Raw genomic sequence first — 12,410 nt, forward strand, 5'->3', positions numbered from 1 at the left:
AAAATCTGGCCATGCGCCATGGTAAACAATTTCGGAGGCGCCATCACCCCTTAAGCGCGTTATAATCAGCCCATTCGACATGGGAAGCCCGTATGAACCAAGATCAACTAAAACAAGCCGTGGCGCGAGCCGCGGTGGAATACATCAAACCCAAACTTGAACGCAACAGCATTGTCGGCGTCGGCACAGGCTCTACCGCTAACTATTTCATCGATTATTTAGCCGAGATTAAGGGCTTCTTCGATGGCGCAGTTGCCAGCTCAGAGGCCTCGGCCGAACGCCTGCGCCAACAGGGCATTCCCGTTTACGACCTCAATGCAGTTGATGATATTTGTGTCTACGTAGATGGCGCAGATGAAGCCAACCCACAACTGCACCTCATAAAAGGCGGTGGCGCCGCCTTAACTCGGGAAAAAATCGTCGCCTCCGTAGCCGATGAATTCGTTTGCATCGCCGACGGCTCCAAATGGGTGGAAACCCTAGGCGCCTTCCCGCTACCCGTTGAAGTGATTCCCATGTCGCGCTCACACGTTGCGCGGGAGCTGGTAAAACTGGGCGGCGACCCTGTTTATCGCAAAGGTGTGGTTACCGATAATGGCAATGAAATTTTGGACGTGCACAATCTGCACATTGCCGACGCATTAAGCGTCGAGCTTGCCATCAACCAGATTGTTGGGGTGGTCACTAACGGTTTGTTTGCGCATCGCCCAGCCGATGTTTTATTACTCGGCACCGAGTCTGGCGTTGAAACCCATCGCGCCCTTGTCGAGTCGGGTATATAGACGATAGAGCTGGATATTAAAGTTGCCACGCGATGCGAGAAACCCGTAAAACACGACTTGCATCTCACCGCAAAGGCTTAAAATCTAGCAAACTTAACCGATCAAACGCATAGCTCCAGCTAAAAGGTTACCTATGAAAAAAGTTGCGCGCCTCATCGCCCTTGCTCTGGCAATAAACCTCACCGCTTGCGGGTATTTTTTATACCCAGAGCGCGTCGGCCAAAACTCTGGCGAGGTTGACCCAACAGTTGTCATTCTCGATGCCGCCGGCTTGCTGTTCGGCATTTTACCCGGGGTTGTCGCCTTCGCTGTCGACATCACCACCGGCGCCATTTATTTGCCACCCGGTGGTACCTCAGCGGTCGAAAAGCACACCAAAAAACTAAGTCAACTCGATTTAGAACCGAGCGACAAAAACGTGTCATCCGAACAGCGTGAGCGCATTGCCAAAGAACTAAGCGCACTGACGCATAGATCCGTCGCACCGCAAGATTTAGTCTTCTATCAAAGCCAACCGGCTAACGTTGTTCTGGCGCAAGCGAACCTAAGCGCGCAACTTTAACCACCTTCATCGGCGTCAAGAGCCCAATTACCTGGGCTTTTGACGGCTAGGCACCCATCTGTTGCGCCTGCCACAAATGCGCATACTGCCCGCCCAAGGCCAACAGTGAGAGATGATCACCCTGCTCGACGACGGCGCCTTTATCTAGCACAATAATTTTGTCGGCATTAACCACCGTCGATAATCGATGTGCAATCACCAGTGCCGTATGATCGCTAGAAACCGTGTCAATGGCCGACAATATGGATTTTTCTGCGTGACTATCTAATGAAGAAGTCGCTTCGTCGAAAATCCAAATAGGCGGCCGTTTCAATAGCGTACGGGCAATAGCAACGCGCTGCTTTTCACCACCGGATAGCTTTAGACCGCGCTCGCCCACGAGGGTATCCCACCCTTGAGGCAACTGCTCGATAAAAGGTTGTAGATGCGACAAATTTATCGCCTCTTGTATCTCATTATCCGAAGCCTCAATACGCCCGTAGCGAATATTGTCCACAATAGAGCCGTTAAACAACACGGTATCTTGCGGCACCACACCCAATGCCGAGCGCAGAGAGGCTTGCGTAACCGTGGCAATATCTTGGCCATCAATGCTAATCAGCCCCGAATTTCGCTCATAGAAACGAAATAATAATTTAAATAACGTAGACTTACCGGCACCACTAGCACCAACAATCGCCACTTTCTGTTTTGGCTCCACCACAAAACTTAAATTTCGCAAAATGGGTCTATCATCGTTATAAGAAAAACACACTTTATCGAAAACAATACGGCCAGCAGCCACTGTCAACGGCTGCGCATTTTCCGGATCGACCACTTTCGGTTTCAGGGTTAACAGTTCGAACATATGCTCAATACTGGCAAAGGCTCCCTTCATCTCGCGGTAGACGAAGCCCAGAAAATTCAATGGCATGAATATTTGCATCATGAACGCATTCACTAACACAAAATCACCGATGGTCATGGCTCCCGCTCTAACGTTAATAGCGGCGAGCACCATCATCGCGGTCATGGCCGCCGCCACAATAAACGCTTGGCCGCCGTTGAGTGCAAACAAACTTAATCGGTTGCTACGCCGAGCCTGTTCCCAGGCAGCTAGTTCAGTGTCGTAACACTGAGCCTCATAGCGCTCGTTACCAAAATATTTCACCGTCTCAAAATTCAATAAGCTATCCACTGCGCGCGCACTACTGGCCGACTCGGCTTTATTCGCTTGCCGTATAAAGCCCGTTCGCCACTCGGTAGCCCAAATGGAATAGGCAACATAAGCCACGATGGACACCAAAGTAATCAAGGCAAAGCCGACATCGTAATTAATCAAGAGAATGACAATCACCATACCCACCTCTAATAACGTGGGCACAATATTGAACACCATAAAGCGCAGCAGAAAGCTAATACCGGCATTGCCGCGCTCAATGTCGCGCGACAATCCGCCCGTGCGCCTATCGAGATGAAAGGCTAAATCTAAATTATGCAGGTGCTCGAACACCTGTAAGCCAATGCGGCGCATGGCTCGCTCAGTGACGCGACCAAATAAAGTGTCTCGCAGCTCGCCAAATAAAACATTGGCCAAGCGCACACCGCCATAGGCCAATAGCAACCCCAAGGGTAGCGCTAAAACCGCAGCCGCATCGCCCGCTGCCGACAAATCGTCAACCAAGTATTTCAAAATAAACGGCAGGCCGACACTGGCCACTTTAGCGCCAATAAGAAAACTTAACGCCAAGCCGATACGCAGCCGATACTCCATTAAATAAGGAACTAGGGTCTTTAAGGTTTTCCAGCTAATTTGACCCGGTTCCACATCATGCTTTGAGTGACGCATACATTAATTTCTCAGCGAGCGACATCGATGGAATGACATCACCTTTAAATGTTAACTATAAATGACCAGTTTTTACCCAAATAACTGTGTCGACATCAACGTAAGGCGTGTGGCTACTTAAGTGAGGGCTACGCAGCCACGTACCAGCGGGATAGCTGCCGTGCTCATCGCAAAAAACTCCGGACAGCACCCATATTTCCTCGCCACCAAAATGCGTATGAGGTTGGAACACTTCGCCGGCAGGCCATTTAACCAGCGCCACACTTTCCGTACCGCATTGATGCAACGGCATCACCTGCAGCTTGCCGTAACCTTGGCGCCACGGTTGTTTGTGGGTATCGAGTATCACGGGGGATAGGTCTTGCGGTTGAAACTGATGTAGTTTTACTAACAGCAAGCAGCCTTCGTTACTAAAAGGGCTGTGACGCGAATTGGGCGGGTTGCGCAAATAGGTACCGGCGGGGTAGTCGCCATGCTCGTCGGAAAACGTACCTTCAAGCACATAAATTTCTTCGCCGCCCGGATGGCTATGGGCCGAGAAACTTGCACCCGGTTCATACTTTACAATGCTGGTGGCGTGACCGCCCTCGCGTGCTTCTCGCGCCAAAGGTTTGCGCATCACTGCTGGATGAGCGCTGGCAATCCAAGCTAACTCGCCGCTGTTGACAACCACTTTACAGCTCAAATCCATATGGAGATTGACTGGGGTCACATCACTAGAAAGCATAATTTAAGCCGGTTGCAAATACAGAGCCTGTTTGCTCAAAAAAGCCAATATTGCTGTCCCGCTGATGCCGACTGGCAATTACACTGAAAGCCGTATCCTGCCAACCAAAGGGCGCGGAAAAGAAATAACCCATAAAAAATTTTATCCGATCATCTTCTTGTGCTTGGCCAAAAACCGGGTTGACGGCTTGATGGTCATACTGCTCATAACCGATGTTACCCACAAAGGTATGTCGTCCCATGCGATGCGTGGCATTAAGCTCAAAACCAATCGCTTCATAACTGTTGGCCTCGCCATCGGCATTCCGATCGAAGTAATACAGCGATGGCGTTAAAAATGTCGATCGGGATAAGGGGAAGAAAAATTCGACGGCGGAATAGGTATAACTGGCTTCACGACGCAATAGCGCTTGCTGTTCTGCGGACAAATTCGAACCGCTGCGCTCGTCATCAATATCGAGCTGGCCATAGCCGAGCTCGACACCAAAACCGGTGCCGCCTATACGCTCTAATTTGCCGCGCACAGCATTTAGGGTTTGCTTGGTTTTACTTCTGTCGACACCCACAAGATAAGGGTCGCGCCAAATGTCTTCGGCAATGAGACTGGGAATATAGGCTAAGATCAATGTCGATTGATTTTCAAAAAAATGTTTATAGCCGAACTCGCCACTGAATCGCCCCTGCGCGGCATTCGAGCGGCTCACACCGGCATAAACCTGATCAGCAAGGCCATCGAAGGTGTAAGTCACATTGCCCATAAGCGCTGGCATAATCCGCTGAGTCGCTTTTGCCGTGTCGTTTAAGCTGGTGAGCCGCGCCTCACTATTATCGTTCGCCGACACCAGCGACTGCTGCCCCAACACCGCCACACCCAATAGCATGTCGCCAGCGAGTCCCGACGCTTTCGGCGCAAACGATTGAGCGAAGGCAAAACTAGGTAAAACGAATAAGCACACAATAGAAAAATATTTCACAACAAAGTCCCAATAAATACATCGATCATTGAAGTTTAATTTGATGATGAAAGGCAAACAGCGCCTCCAACACACGCGGCGGCGCCTCGAGTTGCGGGTAATGCCCAACGTCCGCTAATTCTGATAAAAAATCCAACCGACAACCCAATTGCTTATAGCGCTGCACCAAGTGCGCACCCGACACAGGGTCGAGCGAGCCATTGATAAGCGCCAAGGGTATCGGCGACTGCTGTAAGGGGGCCAACCAACGCTGACGATTTACCCTGCGATCGATGATATAGCGCATCAATCGAAACAGCTGATACTGGCCGCCGCCATGGCAAACATTATCCCAGAATTGATTTAATACAGCGTCACTGGGCACTGTTGCTTTTGCAAAAACCTTAGCGAAGCTGCGCTTAAATTGGCCTCGCCCAGTACAGCGGTTAAGCAACCAGCCAAAGGGGCTGAGCAATAACTTTTGAATCAACAAGGTACGATGTGTCTCGGGAAATAGACCACCGTTAAGGAAACAGGCGGAGCGATAGGCAATGGCGGTCTGCTTAAGTTGCTGACGCGCTAACAGTTCCTGCGCCACCGAATCGCCATAATCGTGAGCGAGCAAGTGACATCGCTCAATACCGAGGTACTCTAGTAACGCCTCGACAATACTCGCTTGTTCAAGCAGAGAATATTGGTGCTGGGGCGGCTTATCGCTGTGGCCAAAACCCAATAGATCCAAGGTCACTAGGTGATAGTGCGGCGCTAAAGCGGGCCACAAGGTCACCCAATCCCAACTTGAGGTTGGAAAACCATGTATGAGTACCAATGCGGGCGCCTCACTGCTGCCGGCTTGACGGTAGAAAATACAATGGCCCAGTAACTGCACTGACTGGCCATCGGCATACCACTGATCGCTATCCATCGTATTGTCTATTGGCAAATGAGCGCCTAGGATGCACTTATCACCTTCGCAACTCAACAATAAGACTCACCATGACGCAGCACTGGGATTTATTGATTCGCAACGCCACCTTTTTTGATGGCTCGGGCCAAGCCGGCTACATCACAGATCTCGCAATAAGCGCGGGAGCCGTGGCCGCGATAGGGCCAAGCTTGGATAGCCACACGGCGCACAGAGAAATAGACGCCAAAGGACTGTGGCTCATGCCTGGGCTACTCGATATCCACACCCACTACGATTTGGAGGTTGAGCTCTCGTCGGGCTTACCGGAATCCGTTCGCCATGGCACGACTACCGTGGTGGTGGCCAACTGCAGCCTGGGCCTCGCCTTCGGGGCCCAGCGGCGCGATGGCAAAGACCCCATCGTCGATTGCTTTGCACGGGTCGAAAATATTCCTAAACCGGTGCTCTCGGCTTGCGCGGATAAAGCCACATGGCACACACCCAGAGAATACTTAGCGCATTTAGACACGCTGGCGTTAGGGCCAAACATCGTGCCGCTGCTACCGCACTCGATGCTGCGCATTGAAGTCATGGGCTTCGACGCCAGTGTCGAACGCGATGCCAACGCCGAAGAACTCGCGACCATGCAATCAATCCTGGCCGACGCACTCGACGCTGGTTTTGTCGGCTTATCGACCGATGGCCTTCCCTTTCACTACCTCGCCAACCAACCCAATACCCACAAAACCATACCCACACAATTTGCGCCTTACAGCGAATTAAAGGCGCTCACCCACGTAGTGCGAGAAAAGAATGGTGTCTGGCAAGCCACACCGCCGAAAGATAGCCCAATCGATACCATTAAAAACTTTCTACTCACCAGTGGAAAACTACATGGCAAACCTCTAACCACCACCGTGGTTGCCGCCTTAGATGTCCATGCAAACCGCAATATCGTCAAACTCGCCAAAACCCTAGCCTGGGCTTTCAACTCCACATTACTAGCGGGTGACTTTCACCTGCAGGCACTAGCAGCGCCCTTTAAAGTATGGGCCGATGGCCCTATCACACCCTTAGCCGAAGAAATTCCCGAGCTGCGCCGGCTCAATGAGCCAGATCTGGAAGCGCGCGCAGAACGCTTAGCCATCCTCAACGACGACGCCTTTATTCGCCGGTTTAAGACGATGTGGCTGAAAGGAAAATCGGGCGTTAATTTGGCGCGCTTGAAACGGTTATTGCGCTTGGAAGATTACGCCTTCAATCGCTGTTTAGCCGATATGACCATAGACCGCTGCCCAATACCGCAATGGCAAGGTAAAAATTTACAACAAATTTTTGACCTGGTGGTTTTGGTTAACAACGGCACCCTAGACTACCTAAACGAAGACGCGAGCTTAGCGTTAATTCGCAAAGCGTTTGCGCAGGTGCGCGACGAAGCGGATTTTATTTTGCAAATACTGCGAAGTTTTGACACAGACCTGAGCTGGTATACGGTATCGGCCAATCGCAATATCGACACAGTTCGCGCACTTATTATGCATCCTAAACTATTACCGGGGTTTAACGACTGTGGCGCGCACCTAAACAATATGGCGTTTTACGATGGCAATTTACGCGCGCTACAACTTGCGGCATTAGGCGGCGAGCAAGATCTTGCCTATATGGTTAAACGCTTAACGCGAGACCCAGCAAAAGTCTTTAAGGTTAACGCCGGCACACTCAATGTTGGCGATAGAGCCGATTGTATTTTGATCGATCCAGAGCAGCTTTTAGCCTATAACAGCGATGCCAATACCCAGCGGATCTACCGGCCAGCCTTTCAACATGAACAGTTGGTCAATCGATCGGATGGCGTGGTTAGCCATGTCATCATCGCGGGAAAAATAATTAGAGAAGATAATAAATTTTGCGAAACCTTCGAACAGGAAAGGTTTGGCTCAACACTGCTAAAACAATAACAGCGCCGGGCAACAGGGAAGTGTTTAAGATGAATTATCAATCCAGTAAAACCCTCAATTTAGGTTTAGGCCTCACGCTACTTGGATTAGTGGCTTGCGGCAACTTTATTGATCTAAAACAAAATATCGATACCATAGAGCAAGAGTACGTCGCCCTAGAGGGAGTCGTCGTTAGCGAAGATTGCCAAGATTGCGCTGTCATGGTTGCCGTACTATCGGATGCAGAAGCCGAGTTATTAAGCCGTTACACCATTGCCAAAATGGGAGAAGCCTTCCACGTTAAAGTACCACGCGATGACAAGCGCGCCTTTCTATTTGCGGACAAAAATAAAAATTTCACCTACGACAAAGATGAAAGCTACGCTTGGCTGGCTCTAGCAGATGTCAAGCACCAGTCCAACACCAACCCAATCTCAAACCCAGTTCACATAGAACTCAAACAGGTGCAGCCTCAAGCGCCTACCTACGCACTCGGCAACCTCCTCACCACACAACAACAGTCAATACCCTTGCAAAAAGCTAAGGTAGTAGCGCTCACCAATCCAATATTCAACCCAGACAGCGCTGCACAGGGTATGTGGCGGCCAGCGGAATTTATATTAGCGGGGAAAGCCGGCATCTACTTTTTGGAAGACTATTCATCGACGAAAGAGCCGGTACTTTTCGTCCATGGCATCGCTGGAAATCCAGCGGAGTTTTCTCGTTTCATCAACCAACTCGACCACACCAAATACCAAGCTTGGGTTTTCTTCTATCCATCAGGGCTTGGGCTGAAAAATATTGCGCAGGGGCTGGAGGGCTTGATGACAGAACTTTTTATTCGCTATAAGCCCAAACGCGCACATCTCGTTGCCCATAGTATGGGCGGTTTAGTCACACGCGAATATCTTGGCTTATGCGCTTCCGCCAACAGCTGCTCGCCATTCGCCAGTTACACCACCATAGCCTCGCCCTTCGGTGGACATGCTAGCGCACAAGGTGGCGTGGATTACTCGCCCGTAGTTATGCCCGTGTGGCATGACATGGCGCCAGCGAGCGAATTCTTAAGACAACTCCCAAATGCGCCTCTACCTAAAAACCTGACGCATCATCTCATCGTTGCCTATCTCGCCGGGGAAAGTAGCGATGGTGTGATAGAGATTGCAAGCCAACTACACGCCCCCATTCAAAAAAACGCTGGTTCTGTAAGGGGGTTTGAAGGCTCCCACACCGGTGTATTAAAAGACCAAACGCTCATCGATTATGTGATGACGGTTTGGCAAGATAATTAGCGCGCTAAACGTAAACTCATCACGGTAACAAGCGCCCAAACCCAATTAAAAAATAACACCAACACCGGTGTTAGATAACCTAAGCTCATCCCGGCAATACCCTTGCCGGCAAAATAGGGAAACACCACAAACAACTGAAACGCTGTTGGAAACAGGCTGAGCATCAGCGCTTTGGTCATTGGCTGGCTGTTAAGTAGTGGCAAGGCAAATAGAAAACCCCATAAGCCGCCCCAGACAATGCGGGGGTACATCCAATGCGCCGTTAACGCGGGCGCAATGGATACTCCCATATTTTGACTAATGCCAAAATGCCCAAAAGCCCAAACCGCCAAACTATTTGCTAGCGCACCAATAGCACCAGCGGCAAAACACAGCATCAATGTTTTCATTCTTTATCATCTCAATTTAAAGTAACTGGTAATGCCAGCCTTGCTTCCCGTCCGGGCAAGCTGAAAACAAAACGGTATTACCTTTTTTATTTTTCCGCACACCGAACACGCTGAGTTTTGCGCAACGCTGATTATCTTGCTCAAACCAAGACACGAAAGTGACCGAACCCGACAAACCCGTTTTTACCTGATAAGGTTCTTTCACGCCAACTTGCTTTTTCTGAAGCGCGCGATCGGCGGCTTGGGTAATCGCCGCTATGTCGGTATCGGAAAGCTTCTCACCACCAATCAGCAATTCACTGGCGCCAAGAAGAAAATCAAAGGGCATTTTAATAACACCACTAAACATGCCTTTAATCGCGCCCTCAGATGCCTGCTTACCGGCAACACCGGCTTTATTCACCAAACTTTCCGCTTGCATTAGCATCAACGGCACTTCCTTGCGCAAGGCTTCACTTTCAGCAAGTACTGGAGGAATCGAATCGAGCACGGAGGGAAGGGCGGCACGCACAGCGGCAACTTCGGCGAGAACCTGAGGTAATTGCGCGTCCAGTGCTTGGAGCTGCGCCAACACCAGAGGCAATTGCTTATCCAAGCTTTGTCGCGCCGCCGCCACTTCTTGCAAGGTGGCCGGGGTGAATTCCTTTAAATAGGCTTGCGCAGAATGCACCTCGGCTAACGCCTTCGGCAGCGCCACCTCGGCCAGTGCAACGCCCTTGCCTACTTCGCCACGCCAAGCCTGAGACTCTACCAGCAAGCTAGGTAAATAAGGCTCAAGTGTCTGTACCACAGCAACAGCTTGTCGCACCTGCCAAGCAAAAAAAGCAATGGCAACCGCTAAACAAAGTAAGCTCGCAGCCAGTGCCCCGCTAAGCCAAAGCTTCAATTGCTGTGACACCATAGGAGGCTCCGACGTTAGGATTTAACTTGCTGCGCAGCGTAACGCTCGACAGATTCCATCACCCGTAACACATTACCACCTAAAATTTTAGCGATATCCGCTTCCTTGTAACCTCGCTTCAATAACTCAGCAACCAACACTGGAAAACTAGACACATCTTTAAGTCCCACCGGTAGAGAATCACCCACACCGTCGTAATCCGAGCCCAGGCCAATATGATCAATACCCACCAGTTTTACAGCATAGTCAATATGATCGGCAACGTCGCTGGTGCTAGCGAAGGGATAGGGGAAGCGCGCTTTATAGGCTTGCTCAAATTGCTGCTTCGCCGCAAGAGTTAAGTTATCACCCTGAAGTGCTTCAAAGGCTTGCATTGCCTTATCTTCTTTATGGCTCCACTGCACCGCTTTATCGGTCAAAAAATAGCTGCCAAAATTAATCATAATGACGCCGCCATTTTTCGCCAATGCTTTCAGCATCTTGTCATCGACATTGCGTTCTAAACCGGGGGTGAAATGACGCAGCGATGAATGCGACGCAATAACAGGTACCTGCGACACGTTAATGGCTTCATAAAAAGCGGCATCAGAGACGTGGGAAATATCCACCATAATACCCACGCGATTCATCTCCTTTACCATTTTCACACCAAAGGGACTCAAGCCATTCCATATTTTCGTGTCGTCATAGGAGGAGTCAGAAATATGATTAGCTTTGGAATGGGTCAAGGTAATGTAGCGAATACCGCGATCATAAAAATGTTGAATGTTTTTCAGATCGCCTTCAATTGCCGCGCCATTCTCAATCCCCATAGGCAGTGATATCTTGCCGGCTTTATGATTATGTCTAATATCAGCAGCGCTGCGGGCAATGGCAAATTTGTCTGGCGCGCGATAGACAATAGCCTCAACCTGATCGATCAACACATCCGCTAGCGCTTTTGCACCCTTGCCTTCTTTTGCGGCAGGAATATAGATAGACATAAAGGGTGCGTCCAGCCCACCGGCGCGCGCGCGCGGGTAATCAAAATCGCCACCGGCCGTCGCCTTGGTTACATCCTGCCACTCTTCGTGCAAACGGTGTGGCACATCGATATGGCCATCGACAATAGGGTATTTTTGCACAAGCTTTTTGGCCTCCGCGCTAAAATCCTTAGCCACAACCAAAGCGGGTAAGGCGATCAAGCACAGCGCTAATAGGTTACCAGTGAAATGATTCATCATATTCTCTCAGCCTTATTAATGTTTGTTTAAGATGGCAACTTAGGACATGCCATTGGTGAACTCACCAAGGCTCTCGAGTGCCAATTTCCGCACAGGTTTCATGGCCTCTGCATATGCTTTTAATAAACTAACCGCATACTCTGTACGCGCCGACAAATAACTATCGCTCTTGCTTGGCTGGTCACTCACCCACAGCTCTCCGGCGTTGCGATAAATCAAATGCTCTGGCATATACAAGAGGCGACTATTTTTATAACTGCTGGTGCGCATTTCGTTAATCACGTAGGCACCACCGGCACTCGCAGACACGGCAATCAACAGCGCCGGCTTGTGTGCCAGCTCGGCTAAACCATTCCACAAAAAGAAGTTTTTTATCGCCGATGGCGCCATGCCATTCCACTCGGGCACGAGAATGACTAGCGCATCGGCGGCATTAACACGGGCTTTTACCGATTTTACGTCCTCGCGATCGAAGCCGGTACCGTCCCACTCAGGCAACGGCTTGTCGGCCATATGCAGTACATCGGCCGCACCTTCAAAATGGCGCTGGTTAACGATACGGGCGAGACGCGATGATTGAGAGTCTTGGCGCTGACTAGCAGCAATAATTAAGGTTTTCATAACAATGAGCCTGCAAATAACAAAGATGCAAATTATAGGAACTTTGACGCCAAGTAAAATTGCAATTTAACCCTTGCCAGCAGACTCAAGCACAAGGAAGCACCAACGCTAAAGCCGCAAGACGCTAACTATTTCCCTCGCGCGGGGCGCATATCGGGTTAGACCAAGCTCGCCTGTACGGCAAACGGATCGAATAGGCCACAATTCATCACAATTGATCAGCGAATTGCCTTATATCCAGCCCGATGAGCCGCTATGATTCCCCCGTTAATCTTCAACCTCAGGAAAA

At 50.2% G+C, this 12,410-nt stretch carries 12 protein-coding genes; 4 read left to right on the forward strand and 8 right to left on the reverse strand.

What is annotated here, in order from left to right:
- Window positions 1-92: 92 nt before the first annotated feature.
- Window positions 93-782, forward strand: coding sequence for a ribose-5-phosphate isomerase RpiA (gene rpiA / locus ACGHTT_RS16620; protein ID WP_390592081.1), 690 nt, complete (start codon window positions 93-95; stop codon window positions 780-782).
- 133 nt (window positions 783-915) lie between these two features.
- Window positions 916-1,344 carry a hypothetical protein gene (locus ACGHTT_RS16625; RefSeq protein WP_390592082.1) on the forward strand — a complete coding sequence of 143 codons (429 nt, stop codon included), beginning with the start codon at window positions 916-918 and terminating at the stop codon, window positions 1,342-1,344.
- Between the two features lie 46 nt (window positions 1,345-1,390).
- Here ACGHTT_RS16625 and ACGHTT_RS16630 read toward each other — a convergent pair whose 3' ends face one another.
- Genes ACGHTT_RS16630 through ACGHTT_RS16645 form a run of 4 tightly spaced genes read right to left on the reverse strand, consistent with a single transcriptional unit; the run spans window position 1,391 to window position 5,794 of the window.
- Entirely contained in the window at window positions 1,391-3,172 is a 1,782-nt protein-coding gene (locus ACGHTT_RS16630; RefSeq protein ID WP_390592083.1) for an ABCB family ABC transporter ATP-binding protein/permease, read from the reverse strand.
- Window positions 3,173-3,227: 55 nt separating this feature from the next.
- On the reverse strand, window positions 3,228-3,899 hold the full coding sequence (locus tag ACGHTT_RS16635) for a cupin domain-containing protein (protein ID WP_390592084.1): 672 nt from the start codon (window positions 3,897-3,899) through the stop codon (window positions 3,228-3,230).
- Complete coding sequence (locus ACGHTT_RS16640) at window positions 3,889-4,872, reverse strand: DUF2860 family protein (RefSeq protein WP_390592085.1); 984 nt, start codon at window positions 4,870-4,872, stop codon at window positions 3,889-3,891. The genes ACGHTT_RS16635 and ACGHTT_RS16640 overlap by 11 nt, the downstream gene beginning before the upstream one ends.
- 25 nt (window positions 4,873-4,897) lie before the next feature.
- On the reverse strand, window positions 4,898-5,794 hold the full coding sequence (locus ACGHTT_RS16645) for an alpha/beta fold hydrolase (protein WP_390592086.1): 897 nt from the start codon (window positions 5,792-5,794) through the stop codon (window positions 4,898-4,900).
- Between the two features lie 53 nt (window positions 5,795-5,847).
- Here ACGHTT_RS16645 and ACGHTT_RS16650 point away from each other — a divergent pair, with 53 nt between their 5' ends.
- Complete coding sequence (locus ACGHTT_RS16650) at window positions 5,848-7,716, forward strand: amidohydrolase family protein (RefSeq protein ID WP_390592087.1); 1,869 nt, start codon at window positions 5,848-5,850, stop codon at window positions 7,714-7,716.
- Between the two features lie 29 nt (window positions 7,717-7,745).
- Window positions 7,746-8,987, forward strand: coding sequence for a lipase family alpha/beta hydrolase (locus ACGHTT_RS16655; RefSeq protein WP_390592088.1), 1,242 nt, complete (start codon window positions 7,746-7,748; stop codon window positions 8,985-8,987).
- On the opposite strand, the gene ACGHTT_RS16660 is transcribed toward ACGHTT_RS16655, so the two are convergent.
- The 4 genes from ACGHTT_RS16660 to ACGHTT_RS16675 are packed head-to-tail and all read right to left on the reverse strand — an operon-like array spanning window position 8,984 to window position 12,121.
- A complete protein-coding gene (locus ACGHTT_RS16660) occupies window positions 8,984-9,376 on the reverse strand; it encodes a hypothetical protein (RefSeq protein WP_390592089.1) in 393 nt (130 codons plus the stop codon). The genes ACGHTT_RS16655 and ACGHTT_RS16660 overlap by 4 nt on opposite strands.
- Window positions 9,377-9,392: 16 nt before the next feature.
- Window positions 9,393-10,277, reverse strand: coding sequence for a hypothetical protein (locus ACGHTT_RS16665; protein ID WP_390592090.1), 885 nt, complete (start codon window positions 10,275-10,277; stop codon window positions 9,393-9,395).
- A 14-nt stretch (window positions 10,278-10,291) separates the two neighbouring features.
- Window positions 10,292-11,500 (reverse strand): dipeptidase, encoded by a 1,209-nt coding sequence (locus ACGHTT_RS16670; protein WP_390592091.1) that lies wholly within the window; start codon window positions 11,498-11,500, stop codon window positions 10,292-10,294.
- Window positions 11,501-11,539: 39 nt separating this feature from the next.
- Window positions 11,540-12,121 (reverse strand): NADPH-dependent FMN reductase, encoded by a 582-nt coding sequence (locus tag ACGHTT_RS16675; protein ID WP_390592093.1) that lies wholly within the window; start codon window positions 12,119-12,121, stop codon window positions 11,540-11,542.
- Window positions 12,122-12,410: the final 289 nt, after the last annotated feature.

Source organism: Simiduia litorea (assembly GCF_042853465.1).
Lineage (GTDB): Bacteria > Pseudomonadota > Gammaproteobacteria > Pseudomonadales > Cellvibrionaceae > Simiduia > Simiduia litorea.

Bases quoted from the DNA above. Each gene is read 5' to 3' on its own strand.
- rpiA (WP_390592081.1), top strand. From the start codon at position 93: ATGAACCAAGATCAACTAAAACAAGCCGTGGCGCGAGCCGCGGTGGAA.
- ACGHTT_RS16625 (WP_390592082.1), top strand. From the start codon at position 916: ATGAAAAAAGTTGCGCGCCTCATCGCCCTTGCTCTGGCAATAAACCTC.
- ACGHTT_RS16630 (WP_390592083.1), bottom strand. From the start codon at position 3,172: ATGCGTCACTCAAAGCATGATGTGGAACCGGGTCAAATTAGCTGGAAA.
- ACGHTT_RS16635 (WP_390592084.1), bottom strand. From the start codon at position 3,899: ATGCTTTCTAGTGATGTGACCCCAGTCAATCTCCATATGGATTTGAGC.
- ACGHTT_RS16650 (WP_390592087.1), top strand. From the start codon at position 5,848: ATGACGCAGCACTGGGATTTATTGATTCGCAACGCCACCTTTTTTGAT.
- ACGHTT_RS16655 (WP_390592088.1), top strand. From the start codon at position 7,746: ATGAATTATCAATCCAGTAAAACCCTCAATTTAGGTTTAGGCCTCACG.
- ACGHTT_RS16660 (WP_390592089.1), bottom strand. From the start codon at position 9,376: ATGAAAACATTGATGCTGTGTTTTGCCGCTGGTGCTATTGGTGCGCTA.
- ACGHTT_RS16665 (WP_390592090.1), bottom strand. From the start codon at position 10,277: ATGGTGTCACAGCAATTGAAGCTTTGGCTTAGCGGGGCACTGGCTGCG.
- ACGHTT_RS16670 (WP_390592091.1), bottom strand. From the start codon at position 11,500: ATGATGAATCATTTCACTGGTAACCTATTAGCGCTGTGCTTGATCGCC.
- ACGHTT_RS16675 (WP_390592093.1), bottom strand. From the start codon at position 12,121: ATGAAAACCTTAATTATTGCTGCTAGTCAGCGCCAAGACTCTCAATCA.